Here is a 17,395-nt window from a genome sequence, read left to right as displayed (position 1 = left end):
CGACCACCACAAGGGAGTGAAACGATGCGCGGAACCGGTCGGGGTGGAGCCGACACCGAGATGGTGGTCGCCGCCCGCAACGGCGACCGGCGTGCGCTCGACGCCCTGGTGGCGGCGTCCCTCCCCCTCGTCTACAACGTGGTCGGCCGGGCGCTGCGCGGGCACGCCGACGTCGACGACGTGGTCCAGGAGACCCTGCTCCGCGTCGTCCGGCACCTGCCCGACCTGCGCGATCCGGCCGCGTACCGGTCCTGGTTGATCGCCATCACGGTGCGCCAGGTACGCGACCGCGAACAGCAGCGCCGCGCCGCGCTGGCCCACACCGCCGACCTCGACACCGCGTACGGGGTGCCCGACCCGGCCGCGGACTTCGCCGGGATCACCATTCTCCGGCTCGGCCTGACCGACCAGCGCCGCGAGGTGGCCGAGGCGACGCGTTGGCTCGACGACGACGACCAGACGTTGCTCTCCCTCTGGTGGCTGGAGGCCACCGGCAACCTCGACCGGGCCGACCTCGCCTCGGCGCTCGGCCTGACCGAGGGCCACACGGCGGTACGGATCCAGCGGATGAAGGAACAGCTGGAGGTCTCCCGGACCGTGGTGCGCGCGCTGCACGCCAGCGCCACCTGCCCCGCCCTGCGCGACGTAACCCGCACCTGGGACGGCCGACCGAGCCCGCTGTGGCGCAAGCGCCTGGCCCGGCACGTACGCGAATGCGGTGCCTGCGGCTCCTGGGCCCGCGACCTGCTCCCGGTCGACCGCCTGCTCGCCGGGCTCCCGCTGCTGCCCATCCCACCCGGAACGGCCGAGCACCTCGCGGCCGGCGTTACCGCCCTGCCCACACCCGCCGAACCCCTGGGCGTCGAGGCACTCCGGATCACCGGCGGGCCGCGTACCCCCTTCACGTTCGGGTCGAAGGGGGTGCTGGGGCCGATCGCGGCGGCCGCCGGGGTCGCCGCACTGGTGATCGGGGCCATCGTCGTAGCGCGACCGACCGGATCGACCCCATCCCCCGCGGCGGCCCCGGCGATCGCAGCGCCGCCGTCCACCACCCCGCTCGTCACCCCGCCCTCCGCGACGCCCGCCGCCACCACGTCCCCGGCGACGACCCCGAAGCCGAAGCCGACGACCGCGCGCCCGGCCGCCCCGGCGCCCGCGGTGACCTCGAAGAGGAAGGGCGCCGGTGTGTGGACCTTCGACGGCGTCAGCGAGGCACTGGCCAACTCCGGGGCGAGTTGGTACTACACCTGGAACGCGGGCCACCCGGGCGTCACCAGCGCGAAGGGCAGCGAGTTCGTCCCGATGATCTGGGGGGCGAAGAGCGTCACCGCCGGCAACCTGCAACAGGCCAAGAAGAACGGCCGCTACCTGCTCGGCTTCAACGAGCCGGACATGGGCGGCCAGGCGAACATGAGCGTGGAGCAGGCGCTGGACCTGTGGCCGCGACTGGAGTCGACCGGCCTCCCGCTGGGGAGCCCCGCCGTCGCCTGGGGCGGCGACCGACCGGGCGAGTGGCTCGACCGCTTCATGACCGGCGCGAAGGACCGCGGCTACCGGGTCGACTTCATCGCGCTGCACTGGTACGGCGGCGACTTCACCACCGCCAACGCGGTCAACCAGCTCAGGTCGTACCTCCAGGCGGTCCACAACCGCTACAAGCTGCCGATCTGGCTCACCGAGTTCGCCCTGATCGACTTCTCCAACGGCGTCCGCTTCCCGAGCCAGGCCCAGCAGGCCGCGTTCCTCACCGCGGCGACCCGGATGCTGGGCGGGCTGCCCTGGCTGCACCGGTACGCCTGGTTCGGCCTGCCCGCCACGGACAAGGACCAGACCGGGCTCTTCCGTACCGGCAGCACGGCGACCGCCGTCGGCCGCGCCTACCAGGCGGCGCGCTGACCTGGACTACAGCACGTCCACGTGGTCCCGCCACGAGTGCCGGGGCTCGTAGCCCAGCACCCGGCGCGCCTTGTCGATGCTGAGCAGAGTCTCGTGCTCGCCGAGCTCCTTGCGAACCTCGACACCCGGATAGACCTCGGCCATCAGGCTCGCGCTGGACCTGCTCATCACGGTGTCGGCGTTGGCGATGATGAAGACCTCGGCGCCCGGCTGACCGTGGGCAAGTGCCCGCTCGACCGCCTGGGCCCCGTCACGGGCGTCGATGTAGCCCCACAGGTTCCACCGACGCAGCTGCGGGTCCGCGTCGAACGAGGGGAACGGCGTGTAGTCCTCGACGTCCATCACGTTCGAGAACCGCAGGCCCACCATCACCAGCTCCGGGTCCCACCGGCAGAAGTGCCGCGCCATCTCCTCCTCGAGCGCCTTGTTCAGCGAGTACGTCGACTCCGGTCGCGGCGCGTACTCCTCGTCGACCGGCGCGTACGGCGGCGGAGTGTCGAACGGCAACCCCAGCACCGTCTCACTCGACGCCCACACCACCCGCTTGATGCCCGCCGCCCTCGCCGCCGCGAAGACGTTGTACGTGGCGGCGGAGTTGTTCGCGAAGGTGGTCGCGTTCGACATCAGCCCGGGGGCCGGAACCGCCGCCAGGTGCACGATGGCGTCGATCCCGCCGGCGTGCTCGTCGGCGCCGCCGGTGAACGCCTCCACCACCTGCCCGTAGTCGGTGAGGTCGACCAGGAGGAACTCGCCGTTGACGTCGCGGGGGTCACGGCCTCCGGCGCGGTCGACGGCCAGCACGTCGACACCCGCGGCGCGCAGGTGCGCGACGACGGCGCGGCCGAGTTTGCCGGTGGCACCGGTGACGACGACGCGCTTGGGCAGTACGGGTTCGGTCATGCCGACATCTTCTCCGGCGAGGAGCGATGCGAGTCAACTGGGTCAGGTTCCCTCGGAGCGGCGCCGCCTCTGGTTCCTCGTCGCGCGGTACGCCTCGACCGCCTTGCGGGAACTTCGCCAGATGCCGTCCGCCCCCTGTACGGCGTCCAGACGGCCGCGCTGCGCAGCCTGTCGCAAGGCTGCAAGGCTGAACTCCGCTGTCACCAGGGCCGCGAGCGGCACGAGGCGGGCGGGGCCGGCGACGTTCGGCACGATGAAGCGATTCAGGTTGTCATACATGGCACGCGCGATGAGTTCGCCCAGCGCACCGTAGTCTCCGAGATCTGCCCTCTGCATCGCGGCGAGGTAGGCGTCACGCTGGCGCTTAAAGATGATCACCGGCGGGTAGCCGAGGCGTACGAGGATCAGGTTGAGCAGCAGCCGACCTGCGCGCCCGTTTCCGTCGATGAAGGGGTGCACCCGCTCGAAGTCGTTGTGCAGCCGGGCTAGTTCCTCCGGCAACGGCCGACGCAGCGGGCCGCCGGACGCGAGACGTTGCCCTGTCGTGCAGGCATCCTCGGTCCATCGGTCCACCTGAGCCGGAATCAGGGGCCATGCCGGCGGGGTCATCCCGGCGGAGAACGGGCGAATATCGTGCTGCCGGAAGCTTCCGGGCCCTTCGCTGCCGGTGGCGTCAGGGTGAGGTTCAACGTCCCAGACGGGAGTCATGGCGGTGTGATGGACCTGGCGGACCTCTGTGACGCTGACCAGGCGACCATCGTGCCATCCGTCGGGTTCGAGGGCCTGGCTGTAGACCCAGCGGGCGGCGTCCGCATAGCCGCGGACCTCGTTGTACTCCCTCAGCGGCTTCGACCCGACGGCCCGACCCCGTTCGAGCAGCGCCTGCACCTCACGCAGTACGAGCGTGTTGCCCTCCAGCGCTGTGGAGTGATGGGCCTCCTGGTGCCAGATATCGTCCCAGATCGTCTGGGCCTCCTTCGGGCTCGGGAGGCCACCGAGTCGCTGGTTCAGTTCGCCCAACGCCTGATCCAGACGCTGGTAAACGGTGGCCCGGCTTGGGCGCCCTCTACCGACCACGCACACCCCTTCTCAGCAACCGCCGTTCGCATATCGATGAACAAAACTTGTCATAGGATTCCGACGGCTAATTGAACTTATCAAGTTCTGCGAGTCGGTGAGCGAGGGCGCGCAGCGAAACCAATATCAGTAAGGCACGCACGGGGACAACACGGAGGGCTATCGATTGGTAACGTGGCGTCGGTTTCGGCGGTGATGGCCGCCGATGTCCCTGGGGAGGGCCGACATGTGGGCGGACGAGGCTGCCTTGGACGCGGCGCGACGCCGGCTCGATGAGTGGGAGTCGTCCCTGGCCGAACGAGCGGCCCGGGCGACGACCCTGTCCGAACGGCTCCAGGCACTGACCGGCGTCGCCACCAGCTGCGACCGGATGATCGAAGTAACCGTCGACTCCTCCGGCCTGCTGACTGACCTACGGCTGGACGAGCGGATCCGGCAGCGTTCCGCGGCCCACACCGCCCGCCAGATCATGGAAACCACCAGGGCCGCCCACGCCGATCTGCTGAAGCGGCTCACCGAGACGACCACCGAAGCGCTCGGTAACAACGACCCCACCGGACGAGCGCTGATCGACTCCTACCAGCGCCGACTCGGGTCGGACGAGAGCGCGCCAGATGCCCAGCGGTGACGGCATCCAGGTCGACCCGGACGGTCTGACCGCCCACGCCGCACGCCTCGACCGCAACGCCGACAGCCTCGATACCGCCCGTCAGGCCGGTCAGCACGTCCGCTTGAGCACCGAGGCCTACGGGCAGCTCTGCGCGATCATGCCCGTCCTGTTGGACGGGCTGCAGCGCACCCTGGTCGACGGCATCGGCACCGCCGCCGGATCGGTGCGCGACACCGCCGGGAAGCTGCGCACGAGCGCGGCCCACTATCGGGCTTCCGACGCCCGCGCCGAGCAGGTGTTGCGCCAGGCTGGGCGCCAGCGGTGACGGCCAATCCGCTCATCGCCACCGCCTCCGACACCCCACCCAGCTCCTGGGCCGGCATCTGGATCTGCGAAGACATCGAGCTCATCGCCCAGGGTGTTCGTGACGGCAGTTGGATCGACGGCAGCCTCGGCGTGGTCAACGCCGGCCTCGACGCTCTCGCTGTCGTCTCCGACCCGGTCAGCGCGCTGCTCCAGTACGGCATCGCCTGGCTCATCGAGCACGTCAAGCCGCTCGGTGAGGCTCTGGACTGGCTCGCCGGCAACCCGGCAGAGATCGTCGCCCACGCGCAGACCTGGCGTAACGTCGCCGCCTCGCTGCGCGAGGAGGCCGCCGGCCTGGCCGCCGCCGTCCGCGCTGACGTCGCCGGCTGGGGCGGCAGCGCCGGCCCCGCGTACCGGGCCTGGAACGCGCAGCAGACCCAGGCCATCACCGGGCTCGCCTCGGGCGCCGACACCCTGGCCGCGATCACCGAGGGCGCCGCCGGTCTGGTCGCCGCCATCCGACTGCTGGTCCGGGACGCCATCGCCACCTGCGTCTCCCGCCTCATCGTGTACGCGGGCGAACTGGTCCTCACCGGCGGGCTCGCCACACCGCTGGTGGTGGAGCAGGTCGTCACCACGGTGGCCTCATGGGGGGCACGCATCGCCCGGCTGCTGCGGGGCCTGCTGGCCAGCTTGCGCAGGTTGGTACCCGAGATCCGACGGCTCGGCGATCTGATCGAGATGCTGAAGCAGGTGCTCAGCTGTTCGAGGCGAACTGGACCAGACCCCGACGACCTGGCTCGGGTACGTGGCAGAGGCCGTGGACCCCGAATGCCGATGAACATGGAGTCGGTACAGGCGATCGCCGCCAAGTACGGCAGCGACGTCTCGGGCATCACGTTCACCATCAACAACAGAATCTCGGGCGTGTGCGGGGTGACCAAGCCCGATCAGTCGGTCATGCTCTGCCGAGAGGCGTTCCGGAGCGAGGAGGACCTGGCGCGCACTCTCGAACACGAGAGGTTCCACGTGTCGGAGCTCCAGGATGGAAGCCCGTACCCCACGACCCGCGATCGTGCCGACGCTTTCGAGGATCGGGCCTACGCCCACGAGGAACAGTGGTGGAGTAGCCACCGGATCAGGCCAGAGGGAACGAGTTGATGGCGACCTTCGACGAGTGGCTGGACGCGTACGACGTTGTCTACCGCACGCTGCCGGTGACGTCGGACCTGCGATGCCCGAACTGTGGCCACCGGACGCTGCGTCTGGTCTTCACCGGGCCACGCGGATCTGGATACGGCTACGCCTCGTTCTGGTGCGACACGTGCCTGGAGGGTATCCACCTGTCCAGAGTGCCTATCCCGGACGGAGTAGCGGCACGACCCCTCGATGCTCCGGCCGAGGACCGCAACAGGGGAATCCCCGACTATCGGATCGTCACGTAGCGTTCTCTGAACGAGCAAGGTCGGTTACGGCATCGGCCACAGACTGGCACTCCCGCTGAGAGGGCTGACTCGCAATCACACTGGTGGCACGCAGGCCGGAGGTACGACGCGACTCGAGAACGACGAGCTGATCAATGTGCTCGACGGCCTCAGCCCATTGATCGACCGACAGCGTCCTCACCCAACAGCGCCCGGGTGGTTGCTCGGATCGAACAGTTCACACCGGACCGGAGCCTCGGTCCGCGAGTTTCATCGTGGGGAAATGATGGCTGGCCTTGTCGTGCTGAAACCCGGGGTCGACTGGAGCGCGACGAGCGGCTTGTTCGACTGGACGCTGGAGTTCCTGATCGCCCGCCTCTCGGACAGGCAGACCGCGGCCCACCTTCAGGAGATTGTCGACGACAACCTCGGATCTTTCTGGATCGACGACCTACCCGCCGCAGCCCGGCAGGAGGTTGTCGACCACTGGCGAGACGGCCTGGTCGCGGCCGGGGAGCAGCAACTGCCGGACACCGAGCACAAGGCCGATGTCATCCGTCATCTTCAGGAACTGGTCGACGCGACGTACTCCGCGGGTGTCGCCGGGCCGAACGAGCCCGCACAGTCGATGTCGGGCCGTCAATCAGCCGCTACTCCATACTGGTTGAACGGGGTGACGGACCATCTGGATCCGCTTCGGAGGGAACGGGCAGCGGTCAAGCCGCGGAGTTGGCAGGATTGGCCCATGGCCACGGTCGCTGTGATCGGTCTGGGTGGGATGGGTAGCCGGATAGCGGGCCGGTTGCTCGATGCCGGCCATGACCTCGTTGTCTGGAACCGTACGCCGCAGAGGGCCAGCGATCTCGTGGCGCGCGGCGCGGTCGCTGCCGACAGTCCGGCAGAGGCTGCCCGCCGGGCCGATCTGGTCATCACCATGCTGGCCGACCCGGCCGCGCTGCAAGAGGTGGCTGAGGGCCCGCAGGGCATCCTCGCCGGCGCTACCGCGTCCACCACGCTCGCTGAGATGTCCACGGTCGGGCCGCCGGCGGTGCGACGGTTGGCCGAGATGCTGCCGGATGGTGTGGGCCTGCTCGACGCGCCGGTGCTGGGCAGCGTCTCGGAGGCCGAGTCGGGTTCGCTGCGGATCTTCGTCGGAGGGCCGGAGCAGCTCGCCCAACGGTGGATGCCGGTGCTGGGCGCGCTCGGCTCGCCGATGCATGTCGGACCGCTCGGTGCCGGCGCTGCGGCCAAACTGGTCGCCAATTCGACCCTGTTCGGAGTGCTCGCCGTTCTCGGTGAGGCGCTCGCTCTCGCGGATGGGCTTGGACTGCCGCGTGACACGGCGTTCGAGGTCTTGTCCGCGACTCCCGTCGGCTCCCAGGCGGATCGGCGACGACCAGCGGTCGAGTCCGGTCAGTTCCCACTGCGGTTCGCGCTGTCACTCGCGCTCAAGGACGCCGATCTGGTCGTGTCGGCCGCCGAGTCGGCAGGCGTCGACCTGCCGGTCGCGGCGGCCGCGCGGCAGTGGGTCGCGTCAGCCCGGGAGGCCGGCCTTGGCGACCGGGACTACTCGGCCGTGATCGCGCACATCACCGACGCGGCGCGATCAGCCTGAGACCTGGCCGTGCGGCAGGCCCGTCCGGTGACCGTTGAACTCACCGGGCAGCAGGCAGCCAGATTCAGCGTGGTCGACTCAGCCATTCCCAGGCGCGGCGGAGGGCCACCCGCACCGGGTCGCCATCCGCGCCCTCGACCTCTCTGGCCGGCGTGTCCTCGCCCGGCTCGTGCATCTCGCCGCCGGGTACCGACAGCATGACCCCCCGCTCGTACAGGTCGGCGATCTGCTCCCGGTGGGCGAAGCGGTGGGAACCGTACGGCTTCGGCGGGGCCACGATCACGCCGTGGAAGATGTCGGAGCGTTCGTCGGTGAGCACGTGCTCGACCACGCCGACGGGTGCCGAGTCGACGTCGTAGACCCGGGTGCCGACGGCGAGCGCAAGGTACGAGACCTTCGCGCCGAGATCCTCCACGGCGTTCACGGTACCCGCCGCCTGATCACCACGGGCCTGATCACTCGTAGTCGAGCGGACGTCAGGGCAATGCGCGGCCGGCCGACACCACCGTCCCGCTCACGTCGTACGCAGCCAGCCGAGAGTCTTCATGGTGGAGAGGCTGGTCGCCTTGAGGCCTGCGGCGGAGACGGTCCAGAGCACTCCGTCGACCACCAGTGACCGGCGGATCGGCGTGAACCCCGCGGTACGCCCGGTGCCCAGCGTGTGGTCGATCCTGGCGACCTCGGTGAAGCCGCCGTCGCCGGCTCGCAGGGCCAGCGCCACGTTGCTCGGCATGCCCTTGCCGTAGACGGTCAGTGGGACCACCACCAGGCGTTCGGCCGGCCAGTAGAGGAACGCATGCGGGTCGAACTCCACCTCGGAGTGTCCCTGCTTGACGTGATACTGGGCGATCCGGGTCGGCCTGGCCGGATCGGCGACGTCGAAGAGTGAGAGCTGTGTCCCCTGGACACGGCCCTGGTCGGACGCCTCCTGGCCGACGCCGAGCAGCCGTCCTTCGCCGGCCGGGTGCAGGTACGCCGAATACCCGTTGATCTTCAGTTCGCCGCTCACCTTCGGCGCCCCCGGATCACGCAGATCGACTGTGTAGAGCGGGTCGGTCCGCCGGAAGGTGACGACGTACCCGGTGCCGCCGACGAACCGTACCGCGTATATCCGCTCCCCCTTGCCCAGGCCGGTGACCTTGCCGACCTGGGTCAGCGCCGTGCCGTCGGCGCGCAGGACGTGCACGCTGGACGTCGAGTCCGGCTTGTTGCCCCAGGTACGGCCACTGGTGGTGGCCACTCTCAGGTGACCGTCCCACTCGGACATGGCGTACTGGTTGATGAGCCAGCCCGGTACGGACGCGTCGGCGACGTACCGCGGGGCACCCGCGCCCGAGATGTCGAACTGGTAGATCTCGGTGGTCTCGTCTTCGGGATCGGGTGCGATGTTCCGCGCGGTCAGCGTCGGCAGCACCCGCCAGCGCTGGTCGTTGGCGACGTACAGCCGGGGTCCGTTGCTGTAGACGGTGTCGCCGTCGGCGATCACGGTGACCGGGTCGCCAGCGCCGAGCGCAGCGGTGCCGAGGTCGAAGCTGAGCATGGTCACCAGCGACGTGCCGGAGTAGGCGGTCGGCCGGCTGACCCGTTCGCAGCCGACCCGTCCGGCGCTGGTTCGCCCATCGGAGGTGACCTCGTACCGGGGCAGCCAGTCGTCGACGGTGGCGTTGTCGATGATCTCCCGGTTGGCGGCGGTGCGCTGCTCGTCGGTGGCCTGTTGCGGGTGCGGGAAGTTCAGCCGGGGCGCGGATCGGACCACGACCCGGACCATCGTGCCGACCTGGCGGGCGTCCACCAGATTGCCGTCGATCCGGTACTCGCCGAGGATCTTCGGCTGGCCGGACAGGTCGACCATGACCAGCCGGGGGCCGACGATGCCGTCCGGCGTCGGGGCGTCTGCGACGCGCCCGCCTCCACCGCCGACGGCCGGTTTCGCCACCCCGGCGCGAAGCAGCACCAGAGCCCGGTCCCCGTGCAGCAGCAGGCCGTCCTCGGTTCCGCGGAACCCATCGGCACCCGGTGCCAGTTCCAGCTTCCCGGTCAGCCGGCGGGTGGCCGGGTCGACCACGTACAGCTTGCCGTGCTGCACGGTGACGATCCGCTTGCCGTCGGTCTTGACCAGGTCCGGTTCATCGGCCCCGGCCTCGTGGGTGTTGGTGCCCGAGTAGCTCTTGGGCGCCGCATCCGCCCGCCCCGCAGTGGCGGGCCCGGCGGCCTGGTCGACGCCGCCGAAGGTACGCATGTCCCCGTTCGGCCCGAGCCCCCAGGGCCCGACGTACGCCTTGGCCGCCGTCTTCAGCTGCCGCAGCGCCTCCGGGCAGGAGTCGAACGCGACGAGCCGGAACCCGCCAGCCGGCACGTGCCGGTCAGGTGGCGGCACCGGGACCGGCTCGGCCGTACAGCCGGTGACCAGCGCCAGGCCGGCGACCAGGGCCAGCCCCAGGACGCGAGCTGGGCTCATGATGTGGGGGACGCCGGTGGCGGCCGTTGGCTGGGGTGCGTGGGCGCTGCTACGCGTCATGCCCCCTACGACGTGGCCGCCTCGGGCTGGGTTCCCAGCGACACCTTGTCGTCAAGGATTGAATGATGGTTCAATCCTTGCGTGGCGTACCGAAGCACTGAGCGGGTGAAGGCTCGGCTGAGCGCCTCCCGGGAACGGATCATCGTCGCGGCACTGGGAATCATGGCCGAGCACGGGTACGCCGGCTGCTCGGTCGCCGCCGTCGCCGAGCGGGCCGGCGTGGCAACCGGCACCGTCTACCGCCACTTCCCGACCAAGGCCGACCTGTTCGCCGAGGTGTTCCGCACCGCCTCCCAGCGCGAGGTGGACGCGGTCGCGCGCGCCGCAGCGCTGGAGACCTCCGCCGCCGAGCAGATGGCCGCCGTCGTCGAGACGTTCTCCGGCCGCGCCCTGCAGTCCCCACGGTTGGCGTACGCCCTGCTCGCCGAGCCGGTCGACCCCGCGGTCGACGCCGAGCGGCTCGTCTTCCGCCGCGCGTACGCCGAACTGATCGCCGGGTACGTCGCGGCCGGTGTGGCGAGCGGTGAACTACCCCCGCAAGATCCGGAGCTGACCGCGACCGCGCTGGTCGGCGCCCTGGCCGAGGCCATGGTCGGTCCGCTGGCCGCCGGGGTCGCCGGCCCGGAGACCATCCCCGCCCTGATCGCCTTCATCCACCGCGCGCTGGGAGTATCGCCGTGACGACACACGAGGTCTTCAACCAGGTTCCCCCGCTCGCCGGCTACGACGCGGCGGACGACCCGGCACTGCTCGACGGGCTCGAGCGGGAGGGCGCCGGATGGGCCACCGCCGAGCTGCACGAGCTCGGCCGCCTGGGCGGCGGCGAGCAGGCCATCGAGTACGGGCGGCTGGCCAACGAGCATCCGCCGGTCCTGCGCACCCACGACCGCTACGGCCATCGGATCGACGAGGTGGAGTTCCATCCCGCCTGGCACGAGCTGATGCGCACCGCGGTCACGCACGGCCTGCACGCCGCACCGTGGGCGGACGCCCGACCGGGCGCACACGTGGCCCGCGCCGCCAAGTTCTACACGTGGCGGCCCGACGCCGGCCACGGCTGCCCGATCTCGATGACCTACGCGGCAGTGCCGGCGCTGCGGCACAACCCGGAGCTGGCCGCGCGGTACGAGCCGCTGCTCACCGCCACGACGTACGACTTCGGGCTGCGTGCGCCGCTGGCCAAGCAGGGGCTGCTGGCGGGCATGTCGATGACGGAGAAGCAGGGCGGCTCGGACGTGCGCGCCAACACCACCACCGCCCGTCCTGAGCCGGACGGAACCTACCGGCTCGTCGGGCACAAGTGGTTCACGTCGGCGCCGATGTGCGACATCTTCCTCACCCTCGCCCAGGCACCGGACGGACTCACCTGCTTTCTCGTCCCGCGTGTCCTTCCCGACGGCACCCGCAACCCGATGCGGTTGATGCGCCTGAAGGACAAGCTCGGCAACCGGTCCAACGCCTCGGCGGAGGTGGAATACGAGCAGGCGGTCGCCTGGCGCGTCGGAGACGAGGGCCGTGGCGTGCGCACGATCATCGACATGGTCAACCTGACCCGCCTCGACTGCGTGATCGGCGCGGCGGCCGGGATGCGCCAAGGCGTGATCACCGCCGCCCACCACGCCACCCACCGGCAGACCTTCGGCCGGTACCTCATCGACCAGCCCCTGATGCGCAACGTGCTCGCCGACCTCGCGGTCGAGTCCGAGGCGGCCACCGTCCTCATGATGCGCCTCGCCGGAGCGACCGACCGATCCGCGCGCGGCGACGCCAGCGAGACCGCGTTCAAACGGCTCGCCCTCGCGGTCGGCAAGTACTGGGTCTGCAAGCGCTGGCCGGCACACGCCGCAGAGGCCCTCGAATGCCTGGGCGGCAACGGCTACGTCGAGGAGTCGGGCATGCCGCGGCTGTTCCGCGAGTCGCCGCTGAACTCGATCTGGGAGGGCTCCGGCAACGTCGCCGCCCTGGACGTCCTGCGTGTTCTCGTCAAGGAACCCCAGGTCATGGAGGCGTTCCAGGCCGAGGTGGGCGCCGCTGCCGGCACCGACGCACGGCTCGACGCCGCAGTCCGCCAGGTGCGGGCCGACCTGTCCAACCTCGACGACCTCGAACTGCGGGCGCGGCGTGTCGTCGAGCGGCTGGCCCTGGTGCTGCAGGGCTCGCTGCTGGTGCGGCACGGCAACCCCGCCGTCGCCGACGCGTTCTGCGCCTCCCGGCTCGGCGGCGACCACGGCCAGGCGTACGGCACGCTGCCGAGCGGCGTCGACTTCGCCGCGATCATCTCCCGCGCCACCCCGAAGGTGAGCTGACAGAAACCTCTCCGCGGTGGGAGGCCCGCCCCGGTGGAGTTGTCTGGTCGACGTGCTCTGCCGACGAGCCGCTCAGCTGTTCTGCGGGAAGCCGAGGTTCACGCCGCCGTGGGACGGATCGAGCCACCTGCTGGTGACCACCTTGGCCCTGGTGAAGAAGTGCACGCCGTGCGGCCCGTACGCGTGCGTGTCACCGAACAGTGAGTCCTTCCAACCCCCGAACGAGTAGTACGAGACCGGAACCGGGATCGCCACGTTGACACCGACCATGCCGATCTCGATCTCATTCTGGTACCGCCGCGCGGCGCCGCCGTCGTTTGTGAAGATGGCGGTGCCGTTGCCGTACGGGTTGGCGTTCACCACGTCGACCGCCGCGTCGTAGCTGGGCACCCGCACCACCGAGAGCACCGGGCCGAAGATCTCGTCGGTGTAGATGGACATGTCCACGTCGACGTGGTCGAAGAGTGTCGGCCCCAGCCAGAAGCCGGCGTCGTCACCGTCGATCGATTGACCGCGTCCGTCGACCACCAGCTTCGCGCCCGCGGACCGGCCGGCGTCCAGATATGACCGCACCCTGTCGCGGTGCGCCCCGGTGACCAGAGGTCCCATCTCGCAGCCCGGGCGGCGGCCGTCGCCGACCTGCAGTCCGACGATCCGTTCGCTGATCTTGCCGACCAGGTCATCGCCGACCGGATCCACCGCCACCACGACGGAGATCGCCATGCAGCGCTCACCGGCCGAGCCGAATCCGGCCGAGACGGCGGCGTCCGCGGCGAGGTCGAGGTCGGCGTCGGGCAGCACGACCATGTGGTTCTTCGCGCCGCCGAGCGCCTGCACCCGCTTGCCGTTGCGCGTCGCGGTTTCGTAGACGTACCGGGCGATAGGCGTCGACCCGACGAACGAGACGGCCTTGACCTGAGGATGCTCGAGGATCCGGTCGACAGCCTCCTTGTCGCCGTGCACGACGTTGAACACGCCATCGGGTAGCCCGGCCTCGGCGAAGAGCTCCGCCAGGAAGTTCGCCGCGGAGGGGTCCTTCTCGCTCGGCTTGAGCACCACTGTGTTGCCGCAGGCGATGGCGTTGGGCACGAACCACAGCGGCACCATCGCCGGGAAGTTGAACGGGGAGATCACCCCGACCACGCCGAGCGGCTGCTGGATCGAGTACACGTCCACCTTGGTCGAGGCGTTCTCGCTGAACCCGCCCTTGAGCAACTGCGGGATGCCGCAGGCGAACTCCACCGCCTCCAGCGCACGCTGTATCTCGCCCGCCGCGTCGGAGAGCACCTTGCCGTGCTCGGCGGTGATGATCTCGGCGAGGTCGGACTTGCGGGCGTTGAGCAGTTCGCGGAACGCGAACATCACGTTCGTCCGTCGGGCCAGGGAGGCGTTGCGCCACCCGGAGAAGGCTTCGCCGGCGGCGGTGACCGCCTCGTCGACGTCCGAGGCGCTGGCGAAATCGACCTGCCCGCCGACCTGACCCGTCGCGGGGTCGTACACGTCACCCGTGCGCTGGGCGATGCCGGTCCATGCCTTGCCGCCGATCCGGTGCGTGATCCTCATGCCGGCACCGCCTCAATCGCCTTAGTGAGAATGCTCAGCGCCTCGTCGGCCTCGTCCTCGGTGAGCGTCATCGGCGGCGCCAGCCGGATCACGTTGCCGTGCAGGCCGCCCTTGCCGACCAGCAGTCCGCGACTGCGCGCCTCCTCCAGCAGGGCCGCCGCGGCCGCGGGATTCGGTTCGCCGGCCGGGCCGACGAACTCGAGGGCGAGCATCAGACCCTTGCCGCGTACGTCGCCGACCACCGGATGCGTCGCGGCGACCGAGCGAAGGCCATGGATCAGGCGGTTTCCCAGCTTCGCGGCGTTCGCCTGCAGGTCGTGGTCGAGCAGGTAGTTGAGGGTGGCGAGGGCACCCGCGGTGGAGATCGGGTTGCCACCGAAGGTGGAGATCGAGTTGGCCTGCAGGCAGTCCATGAGTTCCGCGCGCGCGACGACACCGCCGATCGCCAGACCATTGCCGAGTCCCTTGGCGAAGGTCATCGCGTCCGGCACGACGTCGTGCGCCTGGATGCCCCAGAAATGCTCGCCGGTACGGCCCCAACCGGTCTGGACCTCGTCGGAGACGAGCAGGATGCCGTACTCGTCGAGCACCTTCTTGAACTCGCGGAACAGGCCGTCGGGCGGGGAGGCGAAACCGCCCACACCCTGGATCGGCTCGACGATCATGCACGCCACGTCCCCGGCGGTCGCGGTCTCGATCACCTCGCGCAGGTCGGCGACGCACGCCTTGACGTAGTCGGCGTCCGACAGGTCCTTGAAGGGGCTGCGGTACCGGTAGCCACCGTGCACCCAGCTCACCTTGATCGGGCTGAGCTCGCTGGCCGACCAGCCGCGGATACCGGTGATCGCGACGGTGGCGAACGCGCGCCCGTGGTACGAGTTGCGCAGCGCGAGCACCTGCCCGCTGCGGCGGTGCTGCGTGGCGAGCATCAACGCGGTCTCGTTGGCCTCCGTGCCCGAGTTCGTGAAGAACACCTTCGCGTCCGGGATCCCGGACAGGTGCGCGATCTTCTCGGCGAGCTCGACCTGCGACTCGATCAGGTACAGCGTCGAGGAGTGCAGCACGCCGGTGTCGACCTGCGATCGGACCGCGTCGCTGATCTCGGCCACGTCGTAGCCGATCGAGTTGGTGAGGATGCCGCCGAAGAAGTCGAGGTACGTGCGGCCCTCACGATCGGTCACCCGGCGACCGTGCGCGCTGGCGATCTCAATCGGCTCCTCGTAGTAGAGGGCCAGCCACTTCGGCAGCACGGACCGGTGTCGATGCAGCAACTCCCGATGCGCCATCGCGTCCTCCGTATCTCGTACCTCAGCCGAGTGTCCCGAGACTTCGGTGCTCACCGCCACCGACAACCTGTACGGGTCGGCATCGATGGCGCTACGTTGTGTGCAACCCCGCAGGGGAGGCGGCATGTATCCGACGGTCGCAGAAGCGGTGGCGCTGCCCGTGATCCGGCGCGGCCGGCCACGCGTCGTCGCGGGGTCCGATGGCATGCAGCGGCCCGTGCGCTGGGTTCATGCGGCGGAGGTCGCCGACATCGCCCATCTGCTGCGCGGCGGCGAGCTCGTGCTGACCACCGGCATCGCGCTGCCGGAAGAGGAAACGGCACTGACTGCGTACGTGGATGACCTGGCCGCTGTCGGCGCGGCGGGGCTGGTGGTGGAGTTGGTCCGGCGCTGGAGCGACCACGTGCCGGACGCGCTGGTGGCGGCCGCGGAACGACACCGACTTCCACTGATCACGCTGGCGCGGGAGACCCAGTTCGTGTCCGTCACGGAGGCGGTCGTGGCGTTGATCGTGGACGCGCAGCTCGCCGAGCTGCGGGCGGCTGAGCAGGTGCACGAGACGTTCACCGCGCTCACGGTCGCCGGGGCGGAGCCAGCCGAGGTGTTGCGCGAGGTCGCGAGGATCTCCGGGCTGCCGGTGGTCCTGGAGACGCTGGGGCACGACGTGCTCGCGTACGACGCGGCCGGGCAGGATCCGATCGAGCTGCTGACCGACTGGGGGCAGCGGTCCCGGTCCGTGGCGGTGTCCCAACGGACCGCCTACGACGAGGAAGCCGGCTGGCTGATCACCGCGGTCGGCGCGCAGGGCGCCGACTGGGGACGGCTGGTTCTGCTCTCGCCGGCCCCTCCCCCGCACCGTCACGTGGTGGTCGCGGAGCGGGCCGCGTCGGCACTGGCGGTGCACCGGCTGGTGGCGCGGGATCGGGAGAGCCTGGAGCGGCAGACGCACCGGATGTTGCTCGCGCAACTGCTCGGCCAGGCCCTGCCTCCTGCTGATCTGACCACCCGGGCGGCCGCGTTGGGCGTTGCGTTGGAGCGGCGGAAACTGGTCGGGGTGGCGATCCGACCGGGGAGCATCACGCCGCGCGCCCCCGCACTGGCCACGCAGGAGGTGTTGCGGGACCTCGCCGAGGCCACCGCATTGGCCGCGCGGCGGGTGAGTGTGCCGGCGTTGGTGGGCGTCGTGGACGACACCAGCGTGCGCGCGTTGTTGTCGTTGCCGGCGCAGGCGGAGGTCGATGCGATCCTACGGCGGTTGGCCAGAGAGGTTCACCGCTCGGCGGCCAGTGCCGTGGTGGTGGCCGTCGGCACGACGGTGTCGCAGGTGTCCGATGTGCGGCGCAGTCTTGGCGAGGCCGCCCACGTCGCAGGTGCCGCGCTCCGCTCCCCCGGCGCCAAGGTCTACCACCGGCTGGACGACGTGCGACTGCGTGGCCTGCTGCACCTGCTGCGCGAGGACGAGCGTGTCCGGGCGTTCGCTCACCGGGAGCTCGGGCCCCTGCTGGCGCGCGACGACAGCCAGGGCAGCCGGCTGATGGAGCTGCTGCGCTGCTTCTGCGAGCAGGGCGGGAACAAGTCGGCGGCGGCCGGCGCCGCGCACCTGTCCCGTACGGCCTACTACCAGCAGTTGTCGCGGATCGCGCAGGTGCTGGGGGTGTCGCTGGAGGACCCGGAGTCGATGTTGTCGTTGTACGTGGCGCTGCTGGTGCACGAACTCGACGACGCGTGACGGGTCAGAGGCCCGCCAGAAGGCCCGAATCCATCCACCGCGGCGATTGACAGCTGCGTGCGGGCGTGCCCGTGGACAGAGTGTGCCCCGATCACGGCAAGCGTGGACACTTTGCCGCTGCCCGTGGCGGGTGCGGGACACCCACCATTCCGAGATAAAGATCGT

General features: G+C 70.2%; 15 protein-coding genes. 9 read left to right on the top strand and 6 right to left on the bottom strand.

What is annotated here, in order from left to right; genetic code table 11:
* Nucleotides 1-24 precede the first annotated feature (24 nt).
* Nucleotides 25-1,896 (top strand): sigma-70 family RNA polymerase sigma factor, encoded by a 1,872-nt coding sequence (locus tag GA0070607_RS25360; RefSeq protein ID WP_231930348.1) that lies wholly within the window; start codon nt 25-27, stop codon nt 1,894-1,896.
* A gap of 6 nt (nt 1,897-1,902) precedes the next feature.
* Here the strand turns inward: GA0070607_RS25360 and GA0070607_RS25355 are convergent, their stop codons facing one another.
* Both GA0070607_RS25355 and GA0070607_RS25350 read right to left on the bottom strand, forming a co-directional pair.
* Nucleotides 1,903-2,796, bottom strand: a complete 894-nt coding sequence (locus GA0070607_RS25355) for an NAD-dependent epimerase/dehydratase family protein (protein WP_089020416.1) — start codon at nt 2,794-2,796, stop codon at nt 1,903-1,905.
* 42 nt (nt 2,797-2,838) lie between these two features.
* Complete coding sequence (locus GA0070607_RS25350) at nt 2,839-3,816, bottom strand: Fic family protein (RefSeq protein ID WP_231930346.1); 978 nt, start codon at nt 3,814-3,816, stop codon at nt 2,839-2,841.
* A gap of 283 nt (nt 3,817-4,099) precedes the next feature.
* Between GA0070607_RS25350 and GA0070607_RS25345 the strand changes: the two genes are divergently transcribed.
* The 5 genes from GA0070607_RS25345 (at nt 4,100) to GA0070607_RS25325 (ending at nt 7,828) form a co-directional block, all read left to right on the top strand.
* Nucleotides 4,100-4,501: a YbaB/EbfC family nucleoid-associated protein gene (locus GA0070607_RS25345; protein WP_089020415.1), complete on the top strand. Its 402-nt coding sequence runs from the start codon at nt 4,100-4,102 to the stop codon at nt 4,499-4,501.
* Complete coding sequence (locus tag GA0070607_RS25340) at nt 4,488-4,808, top strand: type VII secretion target (protein WP_089020414.1); 321 nt, start codon at nt 4,488-4,490, stop codon at nt 4,806-4,808. Before GA0070607_RS25345 ends, GA0070607_RS25340 begins: the two co-directional genes overlap by 14 nt.
* Nucleotides 4,805-5,950: a WXG100 family type VII secretion target gene (locus GA0070607_RS25335; RefSeq protein ID WP_231930338.1), complete on the top strand. Its 1,146-nt coding sequence runs from the start codon at nt 4,805-4,807 to the stop codon at nt 5,948-5,950. Before GA0070607_RS25340 ends, GA0070607_RS25335 begins: the two co-directional genes overlap by 4 nt.
* On the top strand, nt 5,950-6,234 hold the full coding sequence (locus tag GA0070607_RS32835; protein ID WP_089020413.1) for a hypothetical protein: 285 nt from the start codon (nt 5,950-5,952) through the stop codon (nt 6,232-6,234). Before GA0070607_RS25335 ends, GA0070607_RS32835 begins: the two co-directional genes overlap by 1 nt.
* Nucleotides 6,235-6,370: 136 nt before the next feature.
* The gene (locus GA0070607_RS25325; RefSeq protein WP_157743258.1) at nt 6,371-7,828 is read left to right on the top strand and encodes an NAD(P)-dependent oxidoreductase; all 1,458 of its coding nucleotides are present in this window, start codon (nt 6,371-6,373) and stop codon (nt 7,826-7,828) included.
* Nucleotides 7,829-7,892: 64 nt separating this feature from the next.
* On the opposite strand, the gene GA0070607_RS25320 is transcribed toward GA0070607_RS25325, so the two are convergent.
* Both GA0070607_RS25320 and GA0070607_RS25315 read right to left on the bottom strand, forming a co-directional pair.
* Nucleotides 7,893-8,243: a hypothetical protein gene (locus GA0070607_RS25320; protein WP_231930336.1), complete on the bottom strand. Its 351-nt coding sequence runs from the start codon at nt 8,241-8,243 to the stop codon at nt 7,893-7,895.
* Between the two features lie 99 nt (nt 8,244-8,342).
* Nucleotides 8,343-10,286: a beta-propeller domain-containing protein gene (locus tag GA0070607_RS25315; protein WP_231930334.1), complete on the bottom strand. Its 1,944-nt coding sequence runs from the start codon at nt 10,284-10,286 to the stop codon at nt 8,343-8,345.
* A 141-nt stretch (nt 10,287-10,427) separates the two neighbouring features.
* Between GA0070607_RS25315 and GA0070607_RS25310 the strand changes: the two genes are divergently transcribed.
* On the top strand, nt 10,428-11,027 hold the full coding sequence (locus GA0070607_RS25310) for a TetR/AcrR family transcriptional regulator (protein WP_089020410.1): 600 nt from the start codon (nt 10,428-10,430) through the stop codon (nt 11,025-11,027).
* Nucleotides 11,024-12,652, top strand: coding sequence for an isovaleryl-CoA dehydrogenase (locus GA0070607_RS25305; RefSeq protein WP_089020409.1), 1,629 nt, complete (start codon nt 11,024-11,026; stop codon nt 12,650-12,652). Before GA0070607_RS25310 ends, GA0070607_RS25305 begins: the two co-directional genes overlap by 4 nt.
* A 72-nt stretch (nt 12,653-12,724) precedes the next feature.
* Here the strand turns inward: GA0070607_RS25305 and GA0070607_RS25300 are convergent, their stop codons facing one another.
* Nucleotides 12,725-14,215, bottom strand: a complete 1,491-nt coding sequence (locus GA0070607_RS25300) for a CoA-acylating methylmalonate-semialdehyde dehydrogenase (RefSeq protein WP_089020408.1) — start codon at nt 14,213-14,215, stop codon at nt 12,725-12,727.
* Nucleotides 14,212-15,501 (bottom strand): aspartate aminotransferase family protein, encoded by a 1,290-nt coding sequence (locus GA0070607_RS25295; protein ID WP_089020407.1) that lies wholly within the window; start codon nt 15,499-15,501, stop codon nt 14,212-14,214. Before GA0070607_RS25295 ends, GA0070607_RS25300 begins: the two co-directional genes overlap by 4 nt.
* A gap of 85 nt (nt 15,502-15,586) precedes the next feature.
* On the opposite strand from GA0070607_RS25295, the gene GA0070607_RS25290 reads away from it, so the two are divergent.
* A complete protein-coding gene (locus tag GA0070607_RS25290) occupies nt 15,587-17,230 on the top strand; it encodes a PucR family transcriptional regulator (RefSeq protein ID WP_408630922.1) in 1,644 nt (547 codons plus the stop codon).
* Nucleotides 17,231-17,395 lie beyond the last annotated feature (165 nt).

Source organism: Micromonospora coriariae (genome assembly GCF_900091455.1).
In the GTDB taxonomy this organism is placed as follows: domain Bacteria; phylum Actinomycetota; class Actinomycetes; order Mycobacteriales; family Micromonosporaceae; genus Micromonospora; species Micromonospora coriariae.
The sequence above is the reverse complement of the archived record's forward strand: the minus strand, read 5'-3'. Positions and strand labels throughout refer to the sequence as shown.